General features: G+C 72.4%; 25 protein-coding genes and 1 pseudogene. 12 read left to right on the top strand and 14 right to left on the bottom strand.

Annotated elements, in window-relative coordinates; genetic code table 11:
- Positions 1-8: 8 nt before the first annotated feature.
- A complete protein-coding gene (locus tag ACIRJR_RS08455) occupies positions 9-476 on the bottom strand; it encodes a MarR family winged helix-turn-helix transcriptional regulator (protein ID WP_403775740.1) in 468 nt (155 codons plus the stop codon).
- Positions 477-688: 212 nt separating this feature from the next.
- Here ACIRJR_RS08455 and ACIRJR_RS08450 point away from each other — a divergent pair, with 212 nt between their 5' ends.
- Positions 689-2782 (top strand): TPM domain-containing protein, encoded by a 2094-nt coding sequence (locus ACIRJR_RS08450; RefSeq protein ID WP_403776427.1) that lies wholly within the window; start codon positions 689-691, stop codon positions 2780-2782.
- A 76-nt stretch (positions 2783-2858) separates the two neighbouring features.
- Positions 2859-3572: a PspA/IM30 family protein gene (locus ACIRJR_RS08445; protein ID WP_403775736.1), complete on the top strand. Its 714-nt coding sequence runs from the start codon at positions 2859-2861 to the stop codon at positions 3570-3572.
- Positions 3573-3603: 31 nt separating this feature from the next.
- Here ACIRJR_RS08445 and ACIRJR_RS08440 read toward each other — a convergent pair whose 3' ends face one another.
- From ACIRJR_RS08440 to ACIRJR_RS08415, 6 genes are all read right to left on the bottom strand, one after another.
- The gene (locus tag ACIRJR_RS08440) at positions 3604-6186 is read right to left on the bottom strand and encodes a SpoIIE family protein phosphatase (RefSeq protein WP_403776424.1); all 2583 of its coding nucleotides are present in this window, start codon (positions 6184-6186) and stop codon (positions 3604-3606) included.
- 193 nt (positions 6187-6379) lie between these two features.
- Positions 6380-6817, bottom strand: a complete 438-nt coding sequence (locus tag ACIRJR_RS08435) for an ATP-binding protein (protein ID WP_403776421.1) — start codon at positions 6815-6817, stop codon at positions 6380-6382.
- 179 nt (positions 6818-6996) lie between these two features.
- Positions 6997-7401, bottom strand: a complete 405-nt coding sequence (locus ACIRJR_RS08430; protein WP_403775733.1) for a (deoxy)nucleoside triphosphate pyrophosphohydrolase — start codon at positions 7399-7401, stop codon at positions 6997-6999.
- A 30-nt stretch (positions 7402-7431) separates the two neighbouring features.
- A complete protein-coding gene (locus tag ACIRJR_RS08425) occupies positions 7432-7614 on the bottom strand; it encodes a hypothetical protein (protein WP_033298025.1) in 183 nt (60 codons plus the stop codon).
- A 191-nt stretch (positions 7615-7805) separates the two neighbouring features.
- Entirely contained in the window at positions 7806-9527 is a 1722-nt protein-coding gene (locus tag ACIRJR_RS08420; protein WP_403775730.1) for a purine-cytosine permease family protein, read from the bottom strand.
- A 202-nt stretch (positions 9528-9729) separates the two neighbouring features.
- Positions 9730-10482 (bottom strand): GntR family transcriptional regulator, encoded by a 753-nt coding sequence (locus ACIRJR_RS08415; RefSeq protein WP_403775727.1) that lies wholly within the window; start codon positions 10480-10482, stop codon positions 9730-9732.
- Positions 10483-10757: 275 nt separating this feature from the next.
- Here ACIRJR_RS08415 and ACIRJR_RS08410 point away from each other — a divergent pair, with 275 nt between their 5' ends.
- Positions 10758-12113, top strand: a complete 1356-nt coding sequence (locus ACIRJR_RS08410; RefSeq protein ID WP_403775724.1) for a glycoside hydrolase family 18 protein — start codon at positions 10758-10760, stop codon at positions 12111-12113.
- Between the two features lie 344 nt (positions 12114-12457).
- Positions 12458-13684, top strand: a complete 1227-nt coding sequence (locus ACIRJR_RS08405) for a DUF2993 domain-containing protein (protein WP_403775721.1) — start codon at positions 12458-12460, stop codon at positions 13682-13684.
- 155 nt (positions 13685-13839) lie between these two features.
- Here the strand turns inward: ACIRJR_RS08405 and ACIRJR_RS08400 are convergent, their stop codons facing one another.
- On the bottom strand, positions 13840-14340 hold the full coding sequence (locus ACIRJR_RS08400; protein ID WP_403775718.1) for a cupin domain-containing protein: 501 nt from the start codon (positions 14338-14340) through the stop codon (positions 13840-13842).
- A 90-nt stretch (positions 14341-14430) separates the two neighbouring features.
- Between ACIRJR_RS08400 and ACIRJR_RS08395 the strand changes: the two genes are divergently transcribed.
- Entirely contained in the window at positions 14431-17016 is a 2586-nt protein-coding gene (locus ACIRJR_RS08395; protein ID WP_403775715.1) for a glycosyl hydrolase family 65 protein, read from the top strand.
- A 124-nt stretch (positions 17017-17140) separates the two neighbouring features.
- On the opposite strand, the gene ACIRJR_RS08390 is transcribed toward ACIRJR_RS08395, so the two are convergent.
- Complete coding sequence (locus tag ACIRJR_RS08390) at positions 17141-17662, bottom strand: NUDIX domain-containing protein (RefSeq protein ID WP_403775712.1); 522 nt, start codon at positions 17660-17662, stop codon at positions 17141-17143.
- Positions 17663-17821: 159 nt separating this feature from the next.
- Between ACIRJR_RS08390 and ACIRJR_RS08385 the strand changes: the two genes are divergently transcribed.
- Positions 17822-18637 carry an alpha/beta fold hydrolase gene (locus tag ACIRJR_RS08385; RefSeq protein ID WP_403775710.1) on the top strand — a complete coding sequence of 272 codons (816 nt, stop codon included), beginning with the start codon at positions 17822-17824 and terminating at the stop codon, positions 18635-18637.
- 152 nt (positions 18638-18789) lie between these two features.
- On the opposite strand, the gene ACIRJR_RS08380 is transcribed toward ACIRJR_RS08385, so the two are convergent.
- Positions 18790-19779, bottom strand: a complete 990-nt coding sequence (locus tag ACIRJR_RS08380; protein WP_403775707.1) for a GlxA family transcriptional regulator — start codon at positions 19777-19779, stop codon at positions 18790-18792.
- A 72-nt stretch (positions 19780-19851) separates the two neighbouring features.
- On the opposite strand from ACIRJR_RS08380, the gene ACIRJR_RS08375 reads away from it, so the two are divergent.
- The gene (locus ACIRJR_RS08375; RefSeq protein WP_403775704.1) at positions 19852-21150 is read left to right on the top strand and encodes an MFS transporter; all 1299 of its coding nucleotides are present in this window, start codon (positions 19852-19854) and stop codon (positions 21148-21150) included.
- A gap of 49 nt (positions 21151-21199) precedes the next feature.
- Here ACIRJR_RS08375 and ACIRJR_RS08370 read toward each other — a convergent pair whose 3' ends face one another.
- On the bottom strand, positions 21200-21550 hold the full coding sequence (locus ACIRJR_RS08370; RefSeq protein ID WP_403775701.1) for a VOC family protein: 351 nt from the start codon (positions 21548-21550) through the stop codon (positions 21200-21202).
- A 462-nt stretch (positions 21551-22012) separates the two neighbouring features.
- On the opposite strand from ACIRJR_RS08370, the gene ACIRJR_RS08365 reads away from it, so the two are divergent.
- Positions 22013-22306, top strand: a complete 294-nt coding sequence (locus ACIRJR_RS08365; protein WP_403775698.1) for a hypothetical protein — start codon at positions 22013-22015, stop codon at positions 22304-22306.
- Positions 22307-22309: 3 nt separating this feature from the next.
- Positions 22310-22942 (top strand): DUF6000 family protein, encoded by a 633-nt coding sequence (locus tag ACIRJR_RS08360; RefSeq protein WP_403775695.1) that lies wholly within the window; start codon positions 22310-22312, stop codon positions 22940-22942.
- Between the two features lie 47 nt (positions 22943-22989).
- Here ACIRJR_RS08360 and ACIRJR_RS08355 read toward each other — a convergent pair whose 3' ends face one another.
- On the bottom strand, positions 22990-23337 hold the full coding sequence (locus ACIRJR_RS08355) for a DoxX family protein (protein ID WP_403775692.1): 348 nt from the start codon (positions 23335-23337) through the stop codon (positions 22990-22992).
- A 79-nt stretch (positions 23338-23416) separates the two neighbouring features.
- Between ACIRJR_RS08355 and ACIRJR_RS08350 the strand changes: the two genes are divergently transcribed.
- From ACIRJR_RS08350 to ACIRJR_RS08340, 3 genes and pseudogenes are all read left to right on the top strand, one after another.
- Positions 23417-24313 carry a LysR family transcriptional regulator gene (locus ACIRJR_RS08350; protein ID WP_403775689.1) on the top strand — a complete coding sequence of 299 codons (897 nt, stop codon included), beginning with the start codon at positions 23417-23419 and terminating at the stop codon, positions 24311-24313.
- Positions 24314-24520: 207 nt separating this feature from the next.
- Positions 24521-25101: pseudogene (locus tag ACIRJR_RS08345) on the top strand (Uma2 family endonuclease).
- A 243-nt stretch (positions 25102-25344) separates the two neighbouring features.
- The gene (locus ACIRJR_RS08340; protein WP_403775686.1) at positions 25345-25653 is read left to right on the top strand and encodes a hypothetical protein; all 309 of its coding nucleotides are present in this window, start codon (positions 25345-25347) and stop codon (positions 25651-25653) included.
- A 3-nt stretch (positions 25654-25656) separates the two neighbouring features.
- On the opposite strand, the gene ACIRJR_RS08335 is transcribed toward ACIRJR_RS08340, so the two are convergent.
- Together ACIRJR_RS08335 and ACIRJR_RS08330 are read right to left on the bottom strand one after the other, a co-directional pair.
- Entirely contained in the window at positions 25657-26070 is a 414-nt protein-coding gene (locus ACIRJR_RS08335; protein ID WP_403775683.1) for a PIN domain-containing protein, read from the bottom strand.
- Positions 26052-26336, bottom strand: a complete 285-nt coding sequence (locus tag ACIRJR_RS08330) for a hypothetical protein (protein WP_403775680.1) — start codon at positions 26334-26336, stop codon at positions 26052-26054. The genes ACIRJR_RS08335 and ACIRJR_RS08330 overlap by 19 nt, the downstream gene beginning before the upstream one ends.
- Positions 26337-26548: the final 212 nt, after the last annotated feature.

Here is a 26548-nt window from a genome sequence, read left to right as displayed (position 1 = left end):
GTACCGCGTCACCGGTCGACCAGACGGCCGATGAGCTCGACGGCCTCGTCGAGCGTGCGGCGCTCGGCCCCGTCCAGTTCGGCGGCGATCGCCTCCGCGAGCCAGCTCCGCTTGGCCGCCCGCACCGCCGCCAGTGTGGCGCTTCCCGCCTCGGTGGCCGACACGACCGACTTGCGGCCGTCGCGCGGGTCGGGGGCGCGGGTGACGAATCCCTGGCTCTCCAGAGCGCCGAGGGTCAGTCTCATCGACTGGGGCCGCACGAGCTCGGCCCGGGCCAGCGCCGCCGTGGTGGCGGGACCGCCGTCCTCGAGCCGGGCGAGGACGGAGCGCTGGGAGGGGGTGAGCAGGCTTTCGGCCGAGGAGCTCCGCAGTCGCCTGAGCAGCCGGCCGACCACGGCCGACAGGTCCGCGGCCACGCGCTCCGGGCTCGGGGGACCGGGCTGCGGCGACTGGGGACTCTCGGACGTTTCGGACATGTTCACCACGATAAAGATGGACAGGACATCTTGCAAGGCAGCCTGTCCATCATTACGCAAAAGACCGATGGATCCCGGAGCGGGACCGGCTCCCGGCGGCGGGCCGCAGGCCGCACGGCGACGGCGGGCGGGCCGGAACGAACGCCGGGTCGCGGGAGGCGAAAGGCGGACATAATGTCCCAGGTGTGACACCGCCTGCGAGCCGCACCGGGATGCCCCGGCTTTCGTCGATACCCGGCAGGGTCCTCGTCGCCGCGCTGACAGCGGTGCTCTGGATCGCCCTGCCGGGCGGCCCGGGCGCCCGGGCCGAGGACCCCGTCACCCTGTCGCGCGAGGGGCAGGTCACCGACAAGGTGAGGGCACTCGGGGACCGCGAGTCCCAGGTCGAAGCCTCCCTCGACCGTCTGTTCGAGGAGCGGCGGGTGCAGCTGTTCGTCGCGTACGTCCGTGACTTCTCCGGCCGCGACGCCCAGACCTGGACCGACGAGACCGCGAACCGCAACGGCCTCGGCCAGGAGGACGTGCTGCTGGCCGTCGCCACGCACGACCGGCAGTACGCCTACTCCGTCGACCAGGGGTCACGGCTCACCGACGCCCAGCTCCAGGACGTGGCGAACACGGCGATCGAGCCGGCGCTGCGGCAGAACGACTGGGCGGGAGCCGCGATCGGCGCCGCCGACGGCTACGCCGCGGTCCTCGCCGGCGACCCCGTGCCGGCGCCGGCCATCACCCCGGGCGCCGCGGATCCCGGCGGGAGCGACAGCGGCGCCTCGGTGAACCTGGTCGTGCCCCTCGCTGTGGCCGTCGTCGTGGTCGCGGTCGCCGCCTTCGCCCTCGTCCGCCGCCGACGGCGTACGACGACCAGGACGACCCCCGCCGCCGGCGGCTGGGGCGGTGAGGGCGCGGCGGAGCCGGATCCGCTGCCCGAACTGGATGCCCGGGCGAAGGCCGACCTGGTCGACACGGACGACTCCGTGCGCACCAGCGAGGAGGAACTCGGGTTCGCGACGGCGCAGTTCGGCGAGGAGGCCGCCGCCCCCTTCGCGGCGGCGGTCGCCCACGCCAAGGCCGGGCTGACGGAGGCCTTCCGGCTGCGGCAGCAGCTCGACGACGCCTTCCCCGAGGACGACGCGACACGGCGCCGCATGCTCGACGAGATCATCAGCCGGTGCGCGGACGCCAACGGGCGTCTGGACGCCGTGTCCGAGGACTTCGACCGCCTGCGGGCGCTCGAACAGACCGCGCCCCAGGCCGTGAGCACCGCCGAGACCACGTTCCGCGAGCTGATCGCCCGCGTCTCCGCCACGGAGACGTCGCTCGCCGCGATGCGCGAACGGTACGCGGACTCGGCCACGGCTCCGGCGGCCGGGGAGATCGAACAGGCCAAGGACCGGCTGCTCTTCACCACCTCCAGCCTCAACCAGGCGCGCCAGGCCGTGGACAGCGGGAACAACTCCGAGGCCGCGGTGTACGTCCGCGCCGCCGAAGGGGCGATCCGGCAGACCACCACCCTGGTGGACGCCGTCGACCGGCGGGCCGGGGAACTGGCCGGCGCGGCGGAGAAGCTGCCCGGGGCGCTCACCGAGACGGAGACGGACCTGGCCGACGCCAGGGGGCTGCTCGGCGGCACTCCCGAGGGCGTGCCGACCGCGGACCTGCGGGGCAGGGTGGCCCGGGCGGAGGCGGTGATCGCCGGTGTGAGGGCCGAGACGGCCTCCGGCGCGTACGACCCGGTCGACGCCCTGCGCAGGGTGGAGGAGACGGATGCGGCGCTGGACGAGGCCCTGGCCGGAGCGCGCGAGCAGGAGCACGGGGATCAGCGGGCCCGCTCGCTCCTCGATCAGTCCGTGCTCACCGCGCGGGCGGCGATCGGCGCCGCCGCCGACTTCATCGCCACCAACCGGGGAGCGGTCGGCAGCCAGGCGCGCACCCGGCTCGCGGAGGCCCAGCGGCGGTGGGAGAGGGCCCGGCAGCTGTCGGAGGGCGGCGACCCCCGGGGCGCCCTGGCCGAGGCGCAGCAGGCCGACGCGCTGGCCGCGCAGGCGCGCAGCCTGGCCGAGCAGGACGTGAGGGACTACCAGGACCGGAGCGGCTACGGCGGCCCGCGCGCCGGGGGCGGGGCGGGCGGCGCCGTACTGGGCGGAATCATCCTCGGCGGCCTGCTGGGCGGGGGCGGACGCGGCGGAGGGTTCGGGGGCGGATTCGGTGGCGGATTCGGCGGTTCCAGGGGCGGCTTCGGCGGCGGTCCGGGCAGCTTCGGCGGCGGGGGGACCCGCGGCCGGCGCGGCGGTGGCGGCCGTTTCTGACGGTGGTCCGCGCGCCTCGCCCCGCCCGCCGGTCACCGGCTTTCGTACGACGAGATCTCGCACAAGGAGAGGTGCCATGAGCAAGCAGACCGTCCTCGGCCGCGTCACCCAGCTGGCGCGGGCCAACATCAACGCGCTGATCGACCAGGCGGAGGATCCGCAGAAGATGCTGGACCAGCTGATCCGCGACTACACGGACAACATCGCGGAGGCCGAGCAGGCGGTGGCCGCCACCATCGGCAACCTGCGGCTGATGGAGGAGGACCACCGGGAGGACGTCGACTCGGCCAGGGAGTGGGGCCGGAAGGCCCTCGCCGCCAGCAGGAAGGCCGACGAGCTGCGGGCCGCGGCGGCGGGCGCGGAGGCCGACACGTTCGACAACCTCGCCAAGGTCGCACTGGGGCGCCAGCTCCAGTCGGAGCAGGAGGCGAAGACGGCGGAGCCGACGATCGCCTCTCAGACCGTGGTGGTGGACAAGCTGAAGTCGGGTCTGGACCAGATGAAGAACAAGCTGACCCAGCTGAAGTCCAAGCGCGACGAACTCGTCGCCCGTGCCGCGTCCGCGCAGGCGCAGAACCGGATGATGGACGCGGTGAAGAGCATCGACGTCATGGACCCGACGAGCGAGCTCGGCCGCTTCGAGGACAAGGTGCGCCGCGAGGAGGCCAGGGCGGTGGGCAAGCAGGAACTCGCGGCCTCGTCACTGGACGCCCAGTTCGAGCAACTGGACAGCCTGGGGGACAGCGCGGAGATCGAGGCCCGGCTCGCCGCCCTGAAGTCCGCCTCGTGACGGGACCCGGCGGCGGGACGGGCCCTGCCCGTCAGTACATGCTCATCAGCTGCTCCACGGAGAGCTCCGGTGAGGGCTCTCCGTCGGGCAGGGCCAGCTCGAACCACACGGTCTTGCCGCGCGGGGTGCGCCGCGAGCCCCAGGCCGCGCTGAGCAGCCCGACCAGCTGCAGCCCGCGCCCGCCCTCGTCCGTGTCGCGCGCGCGACGGCGGCGCGGCTGGACGAGGCCCGCGTCCCACACCTCGCAGACGAGTGTGCGGTCGCGGAGCAGCCTGAGCCGGATCTCTCCCTCGCCGTAGCGCAGGGCGTTGGTGACGAGTTCGCTGACGAGCAGCTCGGTGGTGTCCACCAGGTCGTCCAGGTCCCAGGCGGTGAGCTGCGTGCGGGCGAGCTCCCGGGCCAGGGCGACCGAGCGCAGCTCACGCGGGAGCCGCCAGTCCCCCACCGCGTCCGGTGCCAGACCCTGGATACGGGCCATCAGCAGGGCTATGTCGTCCTCGCCGTGGCGGGTGTCGAGTGTCGTGAGCACGTGGTCGCAGACGTCCTCCAGCGGCTGCGAGGGCTCGGTGAGCGCCCGCCGGAAGGCGTCGAGGCCCTCGTCCAGCGGATGGTCGCGGGACTCGACGAGGCCGTCGGTGTACAGGGCGAGGAGGGAGCCCTCCTTGAGTTCCACCTCGACCTCCTCGAAGGGTTCACCGCCGACGCCGAGCGGCATGCCCGGCGGTACGTCCAGGAGCAGGGCGGGCTCGCCCGGCTCGGCGACCACGGGAGGGAGGTGGCCGGCGTTGGCGAAGGTGCACCGCCGGGTGACCGGGTCGTACACCGCGTACACGCAGGTCGCCAGATAGACCTCGGAGAGGTCGGCCTCGCGGGACTTGTGGGCGGCCCGCGAGGGCCACTGGGCGCCGCCGCCCGCGCCGAAGCCGTCGCTCCGCTCCCCGCCGCCCGGGGTGCCGAGTCCGCGCGCCACCTCGTCCAGGGCGGAGAGCACCTCGGCGGGTTCCAGGTCCAGGAGCGCCAGCGTGCGCACGGCGGTGCGCAGTTCGCCCATCGCCACGGCCGCCCGCAGTCCGCGGCCCATCACGTCGCCGACGACCAGGGCCGTGCGGTGGCCGGGGAGCTCGATCACGTCGAACCAGTCGCCGCCGACCTCGGTGGCCGTGTTGCCCGGGAGGTAGCGGCAGGCGATGTCGAGGCCCGCCGCCTCCGGGTCGCCCGGCGGGAGCAGACTCCGCTGGAGGATCAGCGCCCGCTCGTGCTCCCTGCGGTAGAGGCGGGCGTTGTCGATGCAGACGGCGGCGCGGGCCGCGAGCTCGGTGGCCAGGGCCCGGTCCCGCTCGCCGAAGGGCTCGCTGCCCTTGGCACGGGAGAACTGGACGAGTCCGACGACGATGTCGTGCGCCACCATCGGCACGGCGAGGGTGGAGTGGACGAAGCCGCGCTCGTCCCCGGGCACGTCCTCGACGCGCCCGGTGCGCAGGGCGACGGCGCAGGGCGAGTGGAACGGGTAGCGGTGGACCGAGCCGAGCGCGGGCGGCCCCGCGCCCCCGTCGGCCTCCGTGCCACCGACCGCCCCCGCGCCGGGGAGGACTCCGGGAAGGGCGTCGGACACGGCGCTGGCCTGGGCCACTCTGCGCAGCTCCGCCGAGCCGGTTCCGGACTCCGGATGGTTCCTGCCCCAGCTCGCGGGTGAGGCCTCCTCACCGGTGAGGAGACCCTGGTACAGGTCGACGGATGCCAGGTCGCAGAAGCCGGGCACGGCGACGTCGAGCAGCTCCCGGGCGGTGGTCTCCAGGTCGAGGGAGTTCCCGATGCGCGCGCTGGCCTCGTTGAGCAGGGCCAGATTGCGGCGGGCGCTGGCGGCCTCGCGGGCGGCGATGTGCCGTTGGGTGACGTCGGTGGCGAGTCCGGCGATGCCGATGGGGCGTCCGGATCCGCTGTGCACCCGGTAGAGGTTCATCGACCAGTGGCGCCGGCCCGGGGCGCCGGGCGGGGTACCGACGAGCTGGAGGTCGGTGACGGCGTCGCCGGTCTCCAGGACGCGCCGGAGCGTGGCGGAGAGGCGTCCGGCCTCGGGGGTGGGCAGGTAGTCCTCCACCGTGCGGCCGCGGTGGTCGTCGGCCTCGCCCCCGAAGACGGTGGCGAACCGCTTGTTGGCGCGCACGACGGTGAAGTCGGTACCGAAGAGGACGAAACCGAAGGGAGATTGGCCGAAAATGGCCTGCGAGGCGGCGAGGTCCGTCTCGATGAGCCGCAGCGCTCTGACATCGACGACCAGGCAGAGGGCGGCCCGTTCGCCGGCCCCCGTCTCGCTCGGCATGAGATAGATCTCGGCGAGACCGCGGACCCCGTCCTCGCCCGGTATCCGGAACGGGACGAGGCCCGTCCACTCCCTGCCGTCGAGTATCTCGCCCACCCGCCTGTGGGCATCGGGGCGCAGCTCGGCGGGCATGAAGGCCTCGACCGGGTCTCTCCCCACCACCTCGTCGGAGGACATGCCGAACAGACCGGTGGCCCTCCGGCTCCACTGCTCGATCAGCCCGTCGGGCCCGATCGAGAAAGAGGCGACCCTGATGTAGTCATAGATCGAGCCAGGCGGGCTGCTCTGCCACACGACGTCGCCCGCCGTCCCACGTATCTCGCTCACGCGACCGTCCCCTCCAGCTCACACACCGGACCGGTCCTGCCCGCAGTATTCAGCACTACGGGCCTCACCGGCACGGCGTTCACGATCACAGCACGGTCTCAGTCCCTTTCAGCCAGGTTCTGCCCGACCTCCGGTGATCGCTGTGCGTCCCCTCCCACTCCTAACCAGGCAGAGGGAGCTCGAACCACACGGTCTTGCCACTCTTTCCGCGCCGGGTCCCCCAGCGGCGTGCGGAACAGGCCACGAGCTGTAGTCCGCGGCCGCCCTCGTCCTCAGGTCCGGCCGTGCGCGTGGTGGGCGGATCCGGAACCGGATCGGAGACTTCCACCAGGAGTCCGCTCCTGTCCGGCCCCGGGCCGGAGGCGTCACCGCCGGGATGCGGCCGCACCAGCCGTACGCCGATGGGGCCGGAGGCGTAGCGCAGGGAATTGGTCACCAGCTCGCTGACGAGGAGTACGGCGAGATCACCCACCGCCGCGTCGAACCCCCAGTGGTGCAATGCGTCACGGACCGCGTGCCTGGCGCCGCGGACGGAGCCCGGCACGGCCGGAAAGCTCCACTCGGCACGATCGCCGTCGGTATCGGTCACGCCGATCACTTCCCAGGGCCGGCAGCGGGGGCGCACCCTGTTCAAAGGGCCTCATCGGCACATACCCGATATGAAGCGCAACCTATCGCAGACAGTGACCGATAGTGCGTAAGGGTGCACACCGGGCGGAGGGTGTGAGGGAACCGGAATGATTCCGTCTCGCCGCGGGTCGGGCGGGCCCGAGCCGCTCAGCCCTGCGGGGCTCCCCGCAGACGGCGTACGACTTCGGCCACGGCGGGACGGTCCTGGTCCAGCCAGTCGACGGTCCCCGTCTCGTCCGGGGTGAGCCAGCGCAGCTCGTCGTGGTCCTCCAGAGGCGCGGGCTCACCCGAGAGCAGACGGACCGTCCAGACCCGGAGCACGCAGCCGGGCTTCAGGGGCCACTCCCCCGGGATGCGCTCCAGAGGCTCCGCCTCCACGCCGAGCTCCTCCCGGAGCTCCCGCACGAGCGCCTGCTCGCCGCTCTCGCCGGGCTCCAGTTTGCCGCCCGGCAGTTCCCAGCGCCCGGCCAGCGCCGGCGGGGCGCTGCGGCGGGCGGCCAGGAGCCGCCCGCCGTCGCAGACGGCTCCGGCCACCACCACGGAATCACTCATGTGCCGGAGCGTACCGGTGCCCGTGGACCGCTACGGGCGCGCGCTCCGGCTCGTCCGCTCCACCCAGTAGAGCTGTTTGTGCCCATGACGGTCCAGGCCGTCCGCGATCTTCTGTGCCTCGTCCTGCGTCGCATAACGTCCGACGCGGTACCTGTTGCCGTTGTCGTCCTGCCTGATCACCAGCCAGGGGAGCACGGCGCCGCTGTCGGTCATGACGTCTCTCCCCAGCATCTCGCCCCTCTCCCCACCGGCGTGCACGTCTCTAAGGATCCCCAGGAAACCGCAGTACGCATATGCCCGAGCGTACGCCTGACCTTCACTCAGCGGATGCGTGTTTACACAAAGAGACACGCATCCGGCCACACCGGCAGGGGCGCGCCCGCCCGGACGCGCCCCTCCCCCCGTCAGCCGGCCGGTGTCCGCACGGTCGGCAGCGGCATGAGCACCGGGCCCGCCGCGGGCGCCTTGCGGCAGACGTCCCCGCACTCCGCGTCCAGCGAGCAGCAGAGGGAGCAGATGGGCCCCGACCGGACCGGGCAGTCGGCGATGTCCGGCAGCTCGTAGGCGGTTTCGCACACCGTGCAGTCGTGGGTGGCGGTGATGTCGGCGATCTCGACGTCCGGTCCGTTGACCGGGTTCGGGCGGGCCAGGTAGTACTTCCCCTTCGTCAGCCAGGCGATCAACGGACAGAGGACCAGTGACAGTCCGGCGGCGATGAAGGTGGAGAAGGCCTCCGCGTAGGTACCGAACAGCCCGAAGAAGGCGAGGATGGACACGGTCGACGCGATCACCATCGCCCCGAAGCCCGCGGGGTTGACCGCGTACAGGTAGGCGCGCTTGAACTCGATGTAGCGGGGACTCAGACCGATCCGCTTGTTGATGACCAGGTCGGCGGCGACGGCCGCGATCCAGGCGATGCCCACGTTGGAGTAGAAGCCCAGCAGCTTGTTGAGGGCCGCGAACATGTTCATCTCCATCAGCGTCAGCGCGATGGCGAGGTTGAGGAAGATGTACCAGACCCGGCCCGGGTGCTTGTGCGTGAGCCGGGAGAAGAAGTTCGACCAGGACAGCGAGCCGCTGTAGGCGTTGGTCACATTGATCTTGATCTGGGAGACGATCACGAAGACGGCCGCGGCCGGGAGCGCGAGCGAGCCGAGCCACGGCTTCAGGGCCTCGATCTGCGGCGCGATCGGCTCCAGGGCGTGTGTCTTGCCGACCGCCTCCAGCGCGACGAAGGCGAGGAAGGCTCCGCCGATCTGCTTCGCGGCCCCGATGATGACCCAGCCGGGTCCGGCGGCGAGGACGGCGAGATTCCAACGCCGCTTGTTGGCCTCGGTCTTGGCGGGCATGAAGCGCAGGTAGTCGGCCTGTTCACCGATCTGGGCGATGAGCGACAGCGCGACACCCGTGCCCAGCCCGAAGGCGACCCAGGAGAAGCCCGGGCTCGCACCCTCGGTGCCCGTGAAGGAGCCGAACGCACCCCAGGAGTCCGGCGCCTCGAAGGCGAGCACCACGAAGGGCAGCACCATGCCGATGATCCAGACCGGCTGCGTCCACGCCTGCACCTTGGCCAGCGCGCCCATCCCCCGGAAGACGATCGGGATGACGATCAGAGTCGTGACCAGATAACCGATCTCGACGGGCAGACCGACGGCCTGGTGCATGGCCTGCGCCATGATCGAGCCTTCGAGCGCGAAGAAGATGAAGGTGAAGGACGCGTAGATCAGCGAGGTCAGCGTCGACCCGAAGTACCCGAAGCCCGCCCCCCGGGTGACCAGGTCCATGTCCAGGCCGTATTTCGCGCAGGCGCGGGCGATCGGGATGCCGGTGAGGAAGATGATCGCCGCCGCGGCCAGGATCGAGGCGAAGCCGCTGGTGAAGCCGTAGGTGAAGACGATCGACGCGCCGATCGCGAAGTCGGCCAGATAGGCGATCCCGCCGAGTGCCGTCCCCGCCACCATCGAGGGCGACCAGCGCCGGAAGGAGTGCGGCGCGTAACGGAGCGAGTAGTCCTCGCGGCTCTCGTCCGCCGCGAGCTTGGCGTAGCTGCGCCGGGGCGCCCCGGCGCCGTCGTGCGGCTCCTGCTGCGGCGCCTCGCCCGTCGTGGGCGTTGCGATGTCCGTCATCGGTGACTTCCCGTTCGTCGGTCCGGTGTGCGGTGACCCACGGGAAGTTAGGACTTGGACATGACAATTCGTGACGGCGGGCGGTTGCCCGCCGGTTACGTGCGGAGCGCGGCTGTTAACTCCGGATCACCGACGGCGGACAGGCCGTCGCTCCCAGCGGTCACCCCGGCCGCCCCACCTGTCACCACAGCCCCACCGGCCGTCACTTGACCGGCAGATGGTAGGCAATCCGGTACCGGTCGGCGGGGACGACCACATCGGCCGTCTCCACCGCGCGCCCCGAGGCGTAGAACGTCCGCCCGATCACCATCACGACGTGCCCCGGCACGCCGCCGAGCGCCAGGAGCTCCTCCGCCAGCCCCGGGCGCGCACCGACCTCCTCCGCGACGTTGTCCACGACGATGCCGATCGCCGCCATGCGGTCGACCACTCCGCAGCCGCCCAGGGGCCCCTCCTCGGGAAGCATCACCGGCGTGCGCCCCGTGACGGCCAGGGGCTCCCAGGACGTGGAGAGCATCACCGGCTCGCCCGCCTCCCGGAACACGTACCGCGTGCGCATCACCCGGTCGCCAGGCTCGATCCCCAGACGCTCGGCGACCTCGGCGCTCGCCCCCTCCTGCTCACTGCGGGACTCCCAGGTCCCCCGCACCCCTTCCGCCGTCTGCTCCTGGCGGAAGGGACTGGCCCCCGCCCCCGGGCGGTATCCGGAGCGGGCGATGCGGCGCGGGACCGGGCGGGCGCGCACATACGTGCCGGAGCCCGACCTCCCCTCGACGAGCCCTTCGGCCATCAGCACCTTGCGCGCCTCCAGCGCGACGGTGTCCGAGACCCCGTACTCCTCGCGGATGCGGGCCTGCGAGGGCAGGCGGGTATGGGGCGGCAGCGCGCCATTGACGATCTTCTCCCTGAGATCGCTCGCCACGCGCAGATAGGCGGGCTGCTCACCGAAAGGCACAGGCCACTCCCAACAGGTTGACAGACAGCAACAGCGTCGCAACCGTGGGTTCAGTACCGCAAGCGCGGGCCAGAGTTTCACCCGAAGTGATGATTCACGGCCCACCTGCGCATACCTGACCCAGACGCGAGCCCGGCATGCGCGGACCCCTTGACCATTTTTGGTCCAGACCAATACCTTCCTGTGCACAGCACGGCTCCCGCTGCCTTCCAGCACCGGACACACCCCGGCCACCGTCCGGAATCCGTCCCGGACCACGCACAGGAACGAGCCCCATGCGCCGAAGAACCCTGACCGGACTGACCACCGCCGCCTGCGCCCTCGCCCTGCTGGCCGGCCTCGCGCCCGCCGCCTCGGCCGGTCCGGCGGGACACGACCGCGGCCCGGGCCACCACGACCGCGCGTACCGAACCGTCGGCTACTTCACCCAGTGGGGCGTCTACGGGCGCGACTTCCAGGTCAAGGACCTGGACACCAGCGGGGCCGCGGGCAGGCTCAGCCACATCAACTACGCCTTCGGCAACGTCAGCGCGGAGGGCCGGTGCTTCACGGGCAACGTGCCCGGTGAGGCCGACGCCTGGGCCGACTACGCACGCCCGCTGGACGCCGCGGGATCGGTCGACGGCGTCGCCGACACCGCGACACAGCCCCTCGCGGGCAACTTCAACCAACTGCGCGAGCTGAAGGCCGAGCACCCCGGGCTCAAGGTGATGATCTCCCTCGGCGGCTGGAGCTGGTCCACCCACTTCTCGGACGCCGCCCGTACGGCCGCCTCCCGCAAGGCGCTCGTCTCGTCCTGCATCGACCTGTACATCAAGGGCAACCTGCCGGTGGACGGCGCGCGCGGCGGCGACGGGGCTGCCGCCGGCCTCTTCGACGGCATCGACCTCGACTGGGAGTGGCCCGGCTCGGCCGGCGACACGGACACGGTGTACCGCCCCGAGGACAAGCGGAACTTCACGGCCCTGGTCCACGAGTTCCGCACCCAGCTCGACGCCTACGCCAAGAGCAGCCGCAAGGGGAAGGCCAAGGCCAAGCACTACGAGCTGTCCGCCTTCGTCCCCACCGCACCCGCGAAGATCGACGCGGGCTTCGACGTGCCGCGCATCATGCGGGACTTCGACTTCGTCAACCTCCAGGGATACGACTTCCACGTCTCCGGCGAGACGACGACCGCCCAGCAGTCCGCGCTCCACGCCAAGGGCGACTTCAGCGTCGACCAGACGGTCCGCGACTGGATCAGGCGCGGGGCGCCGGCCCGCAAGCTGGTGATGGGCATGCCCTTCTACGGCCAGGGCTGGACCGGGGTCACCGGCGGGGGCGACGGGCTCGGACAGCCCGCGGCGGCCCCCGCGCCGGCCACGTACGCCGCCGGCTACGAGGACTACAAGGCGCTCAAGAAACTGGCCGATTCGGGGCAGTACACCGTGCACCGCGACGCCCGTAACGGCCACGCCTGGCTGTTCAACGGGACCACCCTGTGGACGTACGACGATCCGCAGGTCCTGCGCGCCAAGACCTCGTACATCCGGGAACGGGGCCTCGGCGGGGCGATGTTCTGGTCGCTGGACGGCGACACGGACGACGGCGAGCTGATGGCCGCGGTCGGCCGGGGGCTGGGGCGGCGCTGACTCCAGGAGCCCGCTCCGGCACTGATCCCGGTGGGGACCGTGGGCTCCCCGCGGATCCCGGTGGGGACCCCGTGGGCTCCACGCGGTCCCCACCGGTACTGGACGGACCAGGTGTCTGCCGAGGCGCCCTGGCCCGCTCTCCGGGAACCGGGCGGCATCCTCCTCACGGTGACGGGGGACCAGATCCACGCGGCACAGCAGGATCCGGCGGCCCGTGGCTCCCGCGTCGGGACGACGGGCCGGGCCACGAGCGGGACGGATGGACGGCGCGGTGATCGTGAGTTGAGTCGCTTACCGCCGGTCCGGGTTGTGAGCGGGGCGGGTCGTCATGTTCGGATGAGGTGATGCACACCCCGCACCGCATCGATCCGCATGACCACCCCCACGGCCGCTCCACGGCTCCGCACAACCCCTACGAGGAGCTCGGGGCCCTGGCCGACTCCCCACGGGAGGAGTTCCCCGGCGGGGAACCGGGCCACCGGTGGTCCGGACGGAAGCAGGGGCGCTCCCCCCGCGCGGACCGCCGCGGCGGACGGCGCCGGCGCCGCTTCGCCGGGCTGCCGCTCGCGGCGAAGGCCGTGGTGGCTCTGGTCGTCCTCACCGCCTTCATGGCCCTCGCCGACCGCTGGGCCGTGCTGTACGCCGAGGGGAAGGCGGCCGACACCCTGCAGAGTCGGCTGGACCTGGCCACGGCGCCCGAGGTGGAGATCGGAGGCTTCCCCTTCGTCACCCAACTCGCCGACAAGAAGCTGGACTCGGTGCGGGTGACCGTGCCCGATGTGGCGGCCGACCGGGTCTCGCTGGCGAAGGTGTCCGCCACGGCGCACGACATCCGGCTGAACGCCGACGGCCTCACCTCCGTACGCGGCGCCGACATCCCCGAGGTCGACGGCGACGTCCTGCTGTCCTTCGCCGACCTCAACCGCGAACTCGGCGCCTCACAGGTCACCTTCAGCGGTGAGGGCAGTGACCGTGTACGGGCGACCGGCACCCTCCCGGTCGCGGGACACGACCTGCGGGTGCACGCCGAGGCCACGATCCGGCAGCAGGCCGAGCGGGGCATCGCCACGGACATCGGCTCCATGCGCCTGGACATCGGTGATCTGGCGACCTACCGCCCCGGCACCCGTGCCTCGGAGGGCCTCCACCTGACCCGGAAGGCGTCCGCGGATCTCGCCCGGGAGACCCGCCGGGCGAGGGCGCTGCTGTCGGTCCCGGCGGTCGCGCAGCGGCTGGGCGTGCCGGACGCGGTGGCCCGCGAGGGTCTGAGCGACGACGGGAAGCTGACCGAGCTGACCGGTTCCCCGGACTTCGCCCGCCAGGCCCGGAGTCTCGACCTCATCGACCTGGCCGAGGACAACCCCGAGGCGCTGAGCGCGCTGGGTCTTTCCCCCGATCTCCTCGACGCCCTGTCCCGGCTCACCCGCCCGGTCCTCGCCGACAAGCTGTCCCTTGCCTTCGAGCTGCCGGAGCCGCCGCACGGAGACGTCCGGCTGCGGGACGTCCGCGTCGGTGAGGACGGCATCCGGGTGCGGCTCACGGGCTCGCAGCTGAGCGTGGGCGGCTCCTGACGGCCCCCCGTGACCCTCCGCCCCACGTCGCGGCGGCGCGTCCCCGGTCTGCGCCCGGCCGCCCGGAAGGCGTCGTACCCGGTCTGCGCCCGGCCGCCCGGAAGGCGTCGTGCCCAGTCTGCGCCCGGCCGCCCGGAAAGCGTCGTACCCGCAGGTCAGGGGCTGCGGCGGTCCGGGTCCGTCCAGTACGTGTCGTGCTTGAAGAAGAACTCCGCCCGTTCCTTCTCCGGCCAGTCCGAGACCTGCCCCACCTTCTCGAAGTACTCCTCGCGGGGCGCCCCCGGCGTGAAGAGCAGCAGCATCGAGGCGGGTTCCGCGGAGTCGTTGCGGAAGGCGTGCAGGCCACCCTGGGGCACGTACAGGAAGTCGCCCGGCCCGGTGTCCACCCACCGCTCGCCGTCGTAGATCCGCACGGTCCCGTCGAGGATGAAGAACGACTCGGAGATCGACCGGTGGAAGTGCTCGGCCGGGCCGCCCGCCCTGGGTCCCATGGTGATCCGGTAGAGCCCGAACTCACCGTGCGTCGATTCGGCGGTGGCCAGGTAGTCGGTGCTGCCGCCGCCGCGTGTGAGCAGATTCGGGGTGGTTTCCGTCGGGCGGTACCGCGCGCTGATCTCGCCCGCGCCGTCCGTGTAGACCGGGTCCGGATATGACATGCCGTTCTCCCTGCCTCCGGTCCTGGACCGGTCCGCTCGTCCCGCGCGCCGGTACCGCACCGGCGGCGGGCCCTTGCCTACCTTCGTCGGGTGAGCCTCAAGCGCCTCTCCGTCCTGGTGCCCCTGATCGCGGGCGCCCTGGTCTGCCCCCTGCCGCCGCTCTCGCACGCCGCCGGGCCCGCCCCCGGACCCGTGTGCGGCGCGGCGGACACCCCCTCCGACGCCTCGTGGGCACCGACGTCCACCACATTCGGCGAGGCCGGAGGATACGACCCCTATGTCGGCAACGGCTACCTGGGTCACCGCGTGCCCGCCACCGGCGCCGGATACGCCGCCACGGGCGGGAGCACGGGCTGGCCCCTCTACACCCCACGGTACGACGGGGCCTTCGTCTCCGGGCTGTACGCCCGCGACCCGGCCCTCGCCGGCGGCCGCGAGGTGATCGCCGCGCTGCCCTCCTGGACCACGCTCGACGTGCGCGTGGGTTCCGAGACGTACGGTTCCGCCACCCCCGCCGGGCGGATCTCGCACTACCGCCAGACCCTCCACCTGCGCTGCGGCGTCGTGGTCACCTCCCTGCGGTGGACGACGGCCGACGGCCGCGCGACCGACCTGACCTACGAGGTGCTGGCCGACCGGTCCGACGTGCACACCGGCGCCGTACGCCTGCGGATGACCCCGCACTGGGCCGGCACGGCGACGGTCACCGGCCGGCTGGACGCCCGGGGAGCGCGCCGGGTCACCATGACCGGGGACGGCGCGTTCACCACGCTCGGCACGGGCACGGAGGGGGCGGTCGCCCAGCGGGGCGCCCACGGCGCCCGCACGGTCCGCGTCCGGCCGGGCCGCTCGTACACCTTCGAGAAGTTCGTGGGCGTCGACACGTCCCTCACCTCCCGCACCCCGCGCGCCTCCGCGGAGGCCGCCGCCGGGCGCGCGGCCCGGCGCGGCTGGTCCGGGGTCCTCGCGGACAGCGCGGCGGCCTGGCGCGGGGTCTGGGCGTCCGACATCAGGGTGCCGGGCAGCCCGGACCTGCAGGCCTGGCTCCGGTCCGCTCAGTACGGGCTGCTCGCCGGCACCCGGCCCGGCTCCTCGGACAGTGTCGCCCCGGCCGGGCTCACCAGCGACAACTACGCCGGCATGGTGTTCTGGGACGCCGAGACCTGGATGTACCCCGGACTGCTCGCCACGCGTCCCGAGCTGGCCCGCTCCGTCGTCGAGTACCGCTACCGCACCCGGGACGCCGCCCGCGCGAACGCGAGGAAGCTGGGCCACGACGGTCTGTTCTACCCCTGGACCAGCGCGAGCAAGGGGGATCTGGACGCCGAGTGCCAGAGCTGGGACCCGCCCCACTGCCTCACCCAGAACCACCTCCAGGGCGATGTCGCGCTGGCCGTCTGGCAGTACTACCTGGCCACCGGCGACCGGGGATGGCTGGCCGGACGGGGCTGGCCGCTCCTGAAGGGCATCGCCGACTTCTGGCAGTCCCGCGCCACGGCGAACGCCGACGGCAGCTGGTCGGTGAAGAACGTCGCGGGCCCCGACGAGTACAGCAACGGTGTCACGGACGGCGTCTTCACCAACGCCGTCGCCGCCACCGCCCTGCGCCACGCCACCCGGGCGGCGGGCCTCCTCGGCCACCCCGCACCCGCCGGCTGGACCAGGGTCGCCGACGGGCTGCGCATCCCGTACGACGCCGAGCGGAAGATCTTCCTCCAGTACGCCGGCTACAACGGCTCGACCATCAAGCAGGCGGACACCGTGCTGCTCATCCACCCGCTGGAGTGGCCGATGCCGGAGGGCGCCGCCGCCGCGACACTCGACTACTACGCGGCGCGCACCGACCCCGACGGCCCGGCGATGACCGACTCGGTGCACGCCGTCGACGCCGCCGCGATCGGGGAGCCCGGCTGCGCCACGTACACGTATCTCCAGCGTGCGGTACGCCCGTTCGTCCGCGGTCCGTACAGCCTGTTCTCCGAGGCGCGTGGTGAGAAGTCCGGCGCCGAGGACCCGCTCTCCGGCTTCCCCGCCGAGGACTTCCTCACCGGCAAGGGCGGCTTCCTCCAGGTCTTCACGCACGGCCTGACGGGGCTTCGGCTGCGGGAGGACGGCGTACGCCTCGACCCGCTGCTTCCGCCGCAGCTCCGTGAGGGCGTGGAGCTGACGGGTCTGCGCTACCGGGGCCGCACCTACGACGTCGCCATCGGTCCCCGCACGACGACGGTCCGGCTGACGGACGGCGAGCCCTTCACGGTCCACACCCCGGCGGGCCCGCGCCGCCTTTCCGGCACGCTCGTCCTCCCCACCCGCCGGCCCGACCTCGCCCCGACAGCGGACGCGGCCCGCTGCCGGCCCGTGACGGCCACGTCCGAGGCCCCCGGCCTGTACGCCGAAGCGGCGGTGGACGGCAGTCCGTCGACGTCCTGGTCGCCGGACGGCGCGACGGGCACGCTGACGGTCGCCCTGCGCCGCGTCACCCGGATCGCCTCGCTCACGCCCCGCTGGGCGGACGTCCCTCCGGCGTCCCACACCCTGGAGACCACAGCGGACGGTCGCACCTGGCGGCCCTTCCGGGCCGGTGACACAGCACGCAAGGTGCGGGTGACGGTGCGGTCCGCGGACCCGGAGAAGCCGGCGGGAGTGGCCGAACTGACGGTGGGCACCGTCACCTGACCTGGCGGTGGCCCGGCTCCCTCACCGTGGCCGCACGAGTAGGGGCGTCACCCGCGACGGCACCGCCGGCGAAGACCTCCAGGGCTCCTGGACGCGCCGGCCCGCGCGGTCCGTACGCGGCCCGTCAGGTCGCGGGGAGCGCCGCGTCCGGGCCCCACCCGGTGAGGGAGACCCGGTGCCCGCCGCCCAGGTAGCCGCGAAGGGCGTCGGCGGTGGCGTCCACGAAGGCTCCGGGAAGGGCGTCCACGCCGGTCCAGCGGACCTCGGCGTGCTTGCCGGGTTCACGGTTCTCGGGTTCACCGGACCACTCACGGGTGACGAAGACGACGGTGAGGAAGCCGTTGGGGGACTCGACGCCCCACGCCCCGTGGATGACGTGGGCGACCTCGAGGGACCGGGGCTCGACCCTGATGCCCGTCTCCTCGTAGAGCTCCCGGACCGCGGTCAGGGTGACCGGCTCGCCCGGCTCGCTCTTGCCGACGGGGAGATCCCACAGGCCGGGGGCGAACTTCGCGTTCTCCCCGCGCCGGAGCAGGACGACGCGGTGGGTGGCCTCGTCGTGGACGATGACGGCGGCGGCCAGCAGGGTCATCGACCCGAGGGCGGGCGCGAGGGCCTGCGGGCGGCGCCCGGTCTCGTGAGCCATGTGCGGTTCCTCTCGACGGTCGGCTGCCGTACGGGTCGGGTGGGCACGCGGACGCGCCGAGCGGCCCGGACCCCGCCCGGACGGGGCATCGCGGGCACCGGCCCGGATCATGACCGGAAGTCAGTCCGGTCGCGGGGCGACGGCATTAGAGTGCCAGCCATGGTCGAGACGATGGTCAACGGCGTGTCCCTCCACTACGAGGACCGGGGGCCGTCCGACGGCATACCCGTCGTGCTCGTCCACGGCCATCCGTTCGACCACACCTTGTGGGCCCCCCAGGTCGCGGCACTCACGGCGGCCGGGTACCGGGTGGTGACGCCCGACCTGCGCGGCTACGGCCGCAGTGAGGTCGTGCCGGGCACCTGCCTGCTCTCCGGCTTCGCCGACGACATCGCCGCGCTCCTCGACACCATCGGCCTGGAGCGCGTCGTCATCGGCGGGGTCTCCATGGGCGGCCAGATCACCATGGAGTTCCAGCGCAGCCACCCGGGACGGGTGCGCGGGCTCGTCCTCTCCGACACCTCCCCGGCCGCCGAGACCGAGGAGGGCAAGGCGGTCCGCGCCGCGCAGGCCGACCGGCTGCTCGCGGAGGGCATGAGCGACTACGCGGACGAGGTGATCGGCAGGATGATCGCCCCGTACAACGTCAAGGCCCTCCCCGACGTGGCCGGACACGTCCTGGCCATGATGCGCGGCACCGCCCCTGAAGGGGCCGCGGCGGCACTGCGCGGACGCGCCGAGCGGCCCGACTACCGTGACACGCTCGCCTCCGCCGCTGTCCCCGTCCTCATCCTGGTCGGCGCCGACGACGACTACACGCCGGTGAGCGAGGCCGAGGCGATGCACAGCCTGATCCCGTCCTCCGACCTCGTCGTCATCGAACGGGCAGGACACCTTCCCGGAGCCGAACAGCCCCAGGCCTTCAACGAGGCACTCCTGCGCTTCCTCACCACCCGCGTGGCCGACCGCACCTGACGACGGGTCCGCCACTCACCGCGGTCGCGGCCACGCTGCGGGCCGTCCACGCTGCGGGCCGACGGGCACCGGCCGCACCGGGCATCGGCGGCACCCGGAGCACCCGGAGCACCGGGAGCACCGGGAGCACCGCTGGGGTTTACCTACCTCGCCTACCCCGCCCGTTCCGCCCGGAAGGCGCGCCGGTAGGCGGCGGGCGTCGTACGCAGCGCCTCGTGGAAGCGCCGGCGCAGGTTGACGGCCGAGGAGAGCCCGACCCGGCTCGCGATGGTCTCCACGGACAGGTCCGTCTCCTCCAGGAGGGCCCGGGTGGCGGCGATCCGCCGGTTCAGCAGCCAGCGTCCGGGACTGATGCCCAGCTGCTCACCGAACCGCCGGGTCAGTGTGCGGGCCGAGACCTGCGAACGTACCGCCATCTCGGCGACGCTGACCGGCTGGTCCAGACGCCCGGACAGCCACTCCAGCAGGGGAGCGAGCGAATCGGCGACCGGTCCGGAGACGGGCAGTTCGGCGTACTGCAACTGGCAGCCCTCGCGGTGCGGCGGCATCACCAGCTGCCGGGCGACCCGCAGCGCGTACGCCGCACCCTGGTCGGAGCTCACCAGGTGCAGGCAGAGGTCCACACCGGCCGCCGATCCGCCGCTGGTGGCGACATCACCGTGGTCCACGTAGAGCACCGCGGGATCGACGCGGACCTGCGGGAACCGGGTGGCCAGGTCGGCGGCCCCGGCCCAGTGGGTGGCGGCCCGGCGGCCGTCCAGCAGGCCCGCGGCGGCGAGCAGGAAGGCGCCCGAGCAGAGGCCGACGATCCGTGCGCCGCGCCGGTGCGCCTCGCGGACCGCCGCCACCACGGCGGGCGGCGCCTCGGTGCCGGGGGGCTGGTGCCAGCCGGGCACCAGCACGGTGTCCGCGCGCTCCAGCGCGTCCAGGCCGGTCGTGACCACCATGTCGTAGCCGGCACGGGTGCGCACCGGCCCCGGGTGCTCGGTGCAGAGCTCGAAGGCGTAGCGGGCGGGGACCGCCGGGCCGTGGTCACCGAACACCTCGGTGGCGCAGGCCAGGGGGAAGGGCGACTGCGGGGGCCGGAGCAGGGCCACGACCCTGTGCGGTGCCGGGGAACGCGGCAGCGAACGGGGTGTCATGGCGCGAAAGTACCTCATCATGTCGTTCAGGACACTGGGTCACGTCAATTGGTCTGGTCCAATATCGGGGGCATGCCCACCGCGCAGACGCACCCCCGGCCCAGGACCGATCCGCCGTCCTCCCGGCCCCCTTTGTGGGACCGGCGCTTCACGCTCTACTTCGGCGCCCGCGCGGTCTCCATGTTCGGCGACGCGATGATGCCCGTCGTCACCGCGCTCGCGGTGGGCGCCCTGTACGGGGTGTCCGGGGTCGGCCTCGTGCTCGGCACCTGGACCGGGACCTTCGTCATCCTGGTCCTGTTCGGCGGGGTGTTCGCCGACCGGTTCGGCGCGCGCCGGATGATGATCGGCGCGGACCTCGTCCGGGTGCTCACCCAGGGCGTGCTGGCCGCCGCGTTCTTCGCCGGGCCGCCGCCGTTCTGGCTGCTGGTGGCGGCGGCGGCTCTGGCCGGTGCCGCCGTGGCCATGTTCCTGCCGGGGGTGAACGGCATGGTCCCGCTGGTCGCCCGCGATCCGCAGCGGGCCAACGCCACGCTCAAGGTCGCCGACGCGCTCGCCCATCTGCTGGGCCCGGCCCTGGCGGGGATGCTGATCGTGCTGACCAGTGCCGGGATCGTGTACACGATCGACGCCGCCACCTTCCTGCTCAGCGCCCTGTGCCTGGCGCTCATCCGGCTCGCGCCCGCGGCGGTGTCGGCGCCGGGCCGGGCCGACTCCCCCGCCCGGACGGGCAGTTCGCTCCGCCGGGACCTGCGCCAGGGCTGGCAGGAGTTCCGCGAGCGCACCTGGATGTGGGCGGTCATCCTGATCTGGGTGGGCTACGGCGTACTGCTCTTCGGGCCGCTGGTACCGCTCAGTTCGGCACTGATCGGCGCCCGCTTCGGCCCGAACGCCTATGGCCTGGCGGTCTCGTTCCTCGGCGCGGGCACGGTGCTCGGCGGCCTCCTGGCCCTGCGGGTGCGCCCGTCCAGGCCACTGGCCGCGGGCGCGGTGGGGATGGTGCTGTACACCGCGCTGCCTCTGAGCGCGGCGCTGGGCGGCAGCCTGCCCGTGCTGCTGGGAGGACACGTGCTCGGCGGCGGCGCGCTGGCCTTCTGGTCGGTGATGTGGGCGACCAGCGTGCAGACCCACACCCCGCCGGCGGTGCTCAACCGGGTCAGCGCCTATGAGCTGGCCGGCTCGGTGTCCGGTATCGCGCTCGGCCAGATCCTGGCCGGACCGGCCGGGGCGCTGGCCTCCCCGGGGCGGCTGCTGCTGGTGTCCGCGGGCGCCTGCCTCGCGGGCTGCGTGGCCCTGCTCGCGACCCCCGCGATCCGCGGTCTGCGCCGCGCGGGCGCCGCCTCCGCCGCCGCCTCCGCCGCCGGGGAGTGAGCGGCTCGCTCTCCGCACCCGGAGGGTTGCGGATCGCCGGACATCCCGGTCAGTGGTTCTGGACGATGTTGTAGACGTTGCCGTCCGGCGCCCGGACGAAGAACCGGTGGACACCCCAGCCCTCAGCCGTCAGGGGGTGCACGATCTCGAATCCACGCTCCTGGGCCTCGGCGAGAGCCGCCTCCACGTCATCGACCTTGACCGACGCGACCGGGTCGACCGGGGCGGTCGCGTCCCGGGTGACGAGCTGGAGATGCGCACCGGTCTCCGGCGAGGTGTAACGGGCCACCCAGCCGAGATTGAACTCCTCCTCGGCCAGGCCCAGATAGTCCGTGTAGAACGCCCTGGCCGCCCCGAGGTCGTCCACGTGAATGTCGGCTACCACACTGGTGACGCGCACCCGGTCCTCCTCGACGACGACAGCGACCGGCGTGTGCCTGGTACCGGCGGCGTCCCGGCAGAGGCCGCCCGCCGCAGGGTACGCAACGCCGGTGCGCGCGGACCCCACCCCACACCGCTCACGGAGCCGGTATGCGGGCAGCGAACGGCTGGGGAAGCCGTGCCGCCGCCCCGAGAGACGCTTTCCGCCCGCCGACACGTTGAAGCGGAATGCCTGCCGTATGGTCCTGACCTGCGGCGGACCCCCTCCAGGACCCTGACCAGGGATCTGCTGGTGGGATTTGCTGGTTGGCATGCGCTGACTCCCGACGGCCGTTCACGGGCGTCCCGCCGACCGGCCGCGGACCGGTCTGATGGACCGAGGCAGAGAAATCCATGGCGCACCAACCGGACCTGCAACGAGACTGCGTGGGGGAGCGACCGCTACCCCTGTCCCTGCTGCGGGCACCGCGTGCTGGACGCCATGCCGGCCGGCCCCGGCCGGCCCTCGGCCCACTTCGCGGAGATCATCGACGACATGGCCGACCACTCCCGACTGATCCTCTGCTCCCAGTTCCGGCGAGTGGACGCCGGCCACACGTACGGCGTCTCCGGCGCCGGCCTCGACCGGCAGCTCGACTGGACCGCGCCCTGGAAACACCTGGTCGGGGAAGCCCGCACCTGGTCCCTCCTGGAAGCCACCGAAGCCCCCGTCGCCGACGACGTCTTCGTCGCCCCCACCTGGATCGACCGCACCGACCTGTACCCGGAGAGATGACCGATGCCATTCCAGCACCCCGAGGAAATCGGCTACGGCTACGTGATCGAGCGCTACGCGGCAAGGAAGGACTCAGGCCACGCGCGCTACCTCGTCCTGAAGAGTGGTCGGTTCCTGCGGCCCGAGTGGCCTCACGCCGAACGTTTCGCCCATCACCTCATCGACGACTCGGCCACGATCACCGATGCCGAGCTGGAAGCCCTCCTCGGCTACGAGTGGCGCTCACGGCTCACCGCCGCCTGGCTGATCGGCGTAGGCCGACGCGCCACGTTCCGCGAACGCATCGGGGACCTGCTCCTGGCCAGCGAGTTCTGTTTCTCCGGCAGCGCCTACTGCTTCGCCCTGGCCCGCTTCGGCACCCACGCGGACGCCGAGATCCTCGCCGCCTACCTGGACCGCTACCTCCCCCGCACCGACCTCCGCTACGACCAGCCCGCGGCTCTCGGTGCACTCCTCCGCCTCGACGCCCACCTCGGCACCCACCACGCCGACCGGTTCGCGGAACCCGACGGCCTCTGGGACCGCTGGGTCCAGGCCCTCGCGCACCTCCAGGGCTCCCCCGGACACACCCCGGCCGCGCAGCGCAGCCGGACCGATGTCCAGTGCGACTTCGCCGACGGCTGGGCCTCTTCCTGACCGGGACCTGATCCCCGGACACGAACCGGTCCCCTGCTTACGCACGCTCATGAGGCGGCTACGGCCGTGGCGAGCGTCGCAGCGGACAGGCCCAGGAACAGCAGCGCGCCGCCGAGCTGATGGTCGCGCACCCGCAGGTGGGTGATCACTGCGCCGATGAAGTACAGGACCAGGCCGGCCGCGGCCGCGACCCCGAACGGCCGTACGGCCAGACCGGCCAGCAGGCCCAACGAGGCCGCGCCCAGACAGGCGCCCAGTGGGTACATCCAGGACACCGGCACCTGGAGCCGCTCGGCAATGGCAACGATCATGGGATGTCGGGCGAAGTCCATCCAGGCGGCGACAGCCGTCGCGGTGGCGGTCAGCAGGGTCAGGACGAGATACGCGGGATACATGGCGGTCCTTTCCGGATCACCTCCACCCTCGCGGGCTCCGGCCATGGCGGTCCAATACCTGCACCCATAGCCTCATGGCATGGATGTGGACACCCGCCTGCTGCGCTACTTCGCCACCGTGGCCGACGAGGGCAACATCACCCGCGCCGCGGAACGCCTGTTCATGGCGCAACCCTCCCTGACCAAGCAGATCAAGCAGCTCGAGACGAGGCTGGGCGTGCAGCTCTTCGTCCGCTCCCGAACGGGGATGACCCTCACCGGGCCGGGCCGGGCACTGGCCGGTCGCGTGCCGGCCCTGCTCGACGCGCTCGGGGAGGCGGTACGGGAGACCAAGGCCGCCGCGAGCCGGGCGGAGCGGATTCTGCGGGTCGGCATCATGGGCAGCGGGGCCAACGAGGCGACCCCCGCGATCATCTCGGCGTTCGGCAGCCGTAGGCCGGGCTGGCGGGTGGAGTCGCGGCAGGGTGTGTGGTCCGAGCCGACGGCGGGGCTGGCTGACGGCGCCGTCGATGCCGCGCTGCTCTACCTGCCCTTCCCCGGCCAGGAACACTGGCGGGTGACCGAGCTGTTCACCGAGCCTCGCTGCGTGCTGCTGCCATCCGGCCATCGGCTGGCGGGCCGGGAGTCGATCGCCTTCCGGGAGCTCTGGGACGAGCCGTTCGTAGCCACCCCGCCAGAGGCCGGCGAATGGCGCGACTGGTGGCTGGCGACCGAGGCACGCGAGGGCCACCCGCCCCGCATCGGCGCCGAGACGCGCTACCCGGACGACTGGCTCAACGCCATCGCCAACGGCTACGGCGTCGCACTCGCTCCGTCGGCGGCGGCCCGGTACTACCCCCGCCCCGGCATCACCCAGCGCCCCGTCACGGGCGTCGCCCCCTGCACCGTCTGCGTGGTCCGGCCCCTGACCGCCGACGACAACGCCGTCGTCGAGGATTTCGTCGACTCATGCCTGACCGTGGTCCGGCCCCGGTGACGGCTCCGCCCTGGGCGAGCAAGCTACTGGCCCGCTCCTCGTCGTCCGGCCGGTCCGCGGAGAGTCCACGGGCAGCCGTGAGCGACCGCGGGGCCCCGATGCACGCAGACCGGCAGCCGCATATGGGGCATCAGGACGCCGCCCGCGTATCACCACGAGCACGTCGACCTCGTGGCCCGGACCTCGCCGAGTCGCTACGGTTGAGCCATGACCGCACTGCCCGACTGGATGCGCCCGCCCCGCGCGGAAGGCTGGTTCGCGGAGGACCTGGACCGCCTCCCGGAAGCACCGCGCCACACCGAGCTGATCGACGGCGCCCTCGTATTCATGATGCCCCCGCAGCGGTGGTGGCACGGCCATCTGGTCACGATGCTCACCGTGGCTCTCATGGAGCAGGCGCCGGCCGGTGTACGGGTCGGACGGGAGATGACCATCAAACTCGATCAACGCAATCGGCCCGAGCCGGATCTGCTGGTGACGACGGCCGACTTCGACGGTGACCGCACCTGGTTCGCACCGGATGAAGTACGACTCGCCGTCGAGGTGGCCTCCCCCGAGTCCGCACACCGGGACCGCACGGTAAAGCTCCACAAATACGCAGAGGCCGGCATCCCGCACTACTGGCGCATCGAGGACGAGGAGGGCGCACCCGTCGTCCACGCCTACGAACTTGCGAGCCGACCGCCACCTACGTACCCGTCGGCATCTTCAGGGGCTCGCTCAACCGTCCGGTGCCCTTCGAGATCAACCTCGACCTGGAGAAGCTCGCTCCACCCCGCCGTGGCTGAGTCGGTGACAGTCGGCACGGAAATGCGACAGGGGCCGGCCTCACCCGAGTCCGCCTGCGTTTCATACTGCGGGGCGGCAGCCCGCACCGCGCCGGCGAATGGACCGACCTCCCCGACCGGCCTTTGGAAGAACAACTCGCCGAGATCGCGCGAGAGGTCGGCCTCCGCGGCGAAGCCGCGGAACGCGAGCGCCTCGCAGACCAGCAAGCCAGAGAGCTACAGCAAGAGCGCTGGGAAGTCGCAATGCAAGAAGCCCGCGCTGCCCACGCCCACGCCTACCACGTCAAACACCTCGGAGAACAGGCAGACGCCTGGTACCAGGCCAGCCGCCTGACCGAATACATCGCAGCGGTACGCGACCACGCCACCTCACTGCCGCCCGGGCAGGAGCGGACCGAGATCGAGGCGTGGCTCGCGTTCGCGGACGCGCACCTCCAACACCTCACCGAATCGGTCTCAGCGCCGAAACTGCCCACGCCGCCGAAGCCCAGCGGCGACGACCTCAAGCCTTTCCTCGGCCACTGGAGCCCCTACGGGCCCCGCTCCTACTGAGCCTCACACCGCCACGAGCCGCACCCGCTCGCCGCACAGCTTGGCCATGTCGTCACTATCGGAAGTCAGCATGACCACGGGGCGGTGCTGTCGCAGCGCGGCCTCGGCGACGGCCGCATCAATCGCGTACTTGTGTCCGTGCAACCCTGCGTTCATCAGCAACTCCGAGGCCGCCCTTGCCTCCTCGTCCCCGACCGGGACGACTCGCAGCCCGGAAAGCACCCAGTTCAGGCGGGTCTTGTTCGTACGGGCGTGGACGGCTTCGATGATGGTGAGCGCGCTGATCACGACCTCCATGCCGCGCGAGCGCGCCTCAGCGATCAGAGCCACCACCTGCTCGTCATCGGCGAGCAGCTTCGAGAGTCCCTCGCTGTCGAGGACCAGCGTCCCCTCGTGACTCAGCCTGCGGCGGGCCACTCGGCCTCCTCGGCGAACACCTCGTCGAAGACCTGCCGCGCCCGCTGGCGAGCCGGCTCGGAGACCGGCCCCTTGCGGCTCTCGTAGTCCGCCAGGTACTCGTCCAGGACCTGCCCACGCAGTTCCCGCTCGACCGCCTCCGCGATGAACGCGGAGAACTCCCGCTTACCCACCCGCGCCCGGATCGCCTCCGCGGTCCCCTCCGGCAGCGACAGACTCACCCGCGTCGCCGGACCTTCCCCGATGCTGTACGCCGCTTCACCCATACCCCGATTGTGTCAAACGAGTAGGAAAAGTGCCACGGACTGGATCTGCGCGGGTCCCAGAGTCGTGAAGAAGGCGTGCGGGTGGCTTCTCTCCCGCCTACCCTCAGCACCAGGCGGCCCGACGTCCGAATCCCAGCACGGGCACCCCATCCCATCCCGGCACGATCTCAGCACGGTAGGGATGACCAGAGATGATGACAGGTGACGAGGGG

Origin of the sequence: Streptomyces sp. NPDC102402, from assembly GCF_044765765.1 — a bacterium.
Classification (GTDB): Bacteria; Actinomycetota; Actinomycetes; order Streptomycetales; family Streptomycetaceae; genus Streptomyces.
This window is presented reverse-complemented; position numbering and strand designations above follow the sequence as displayed.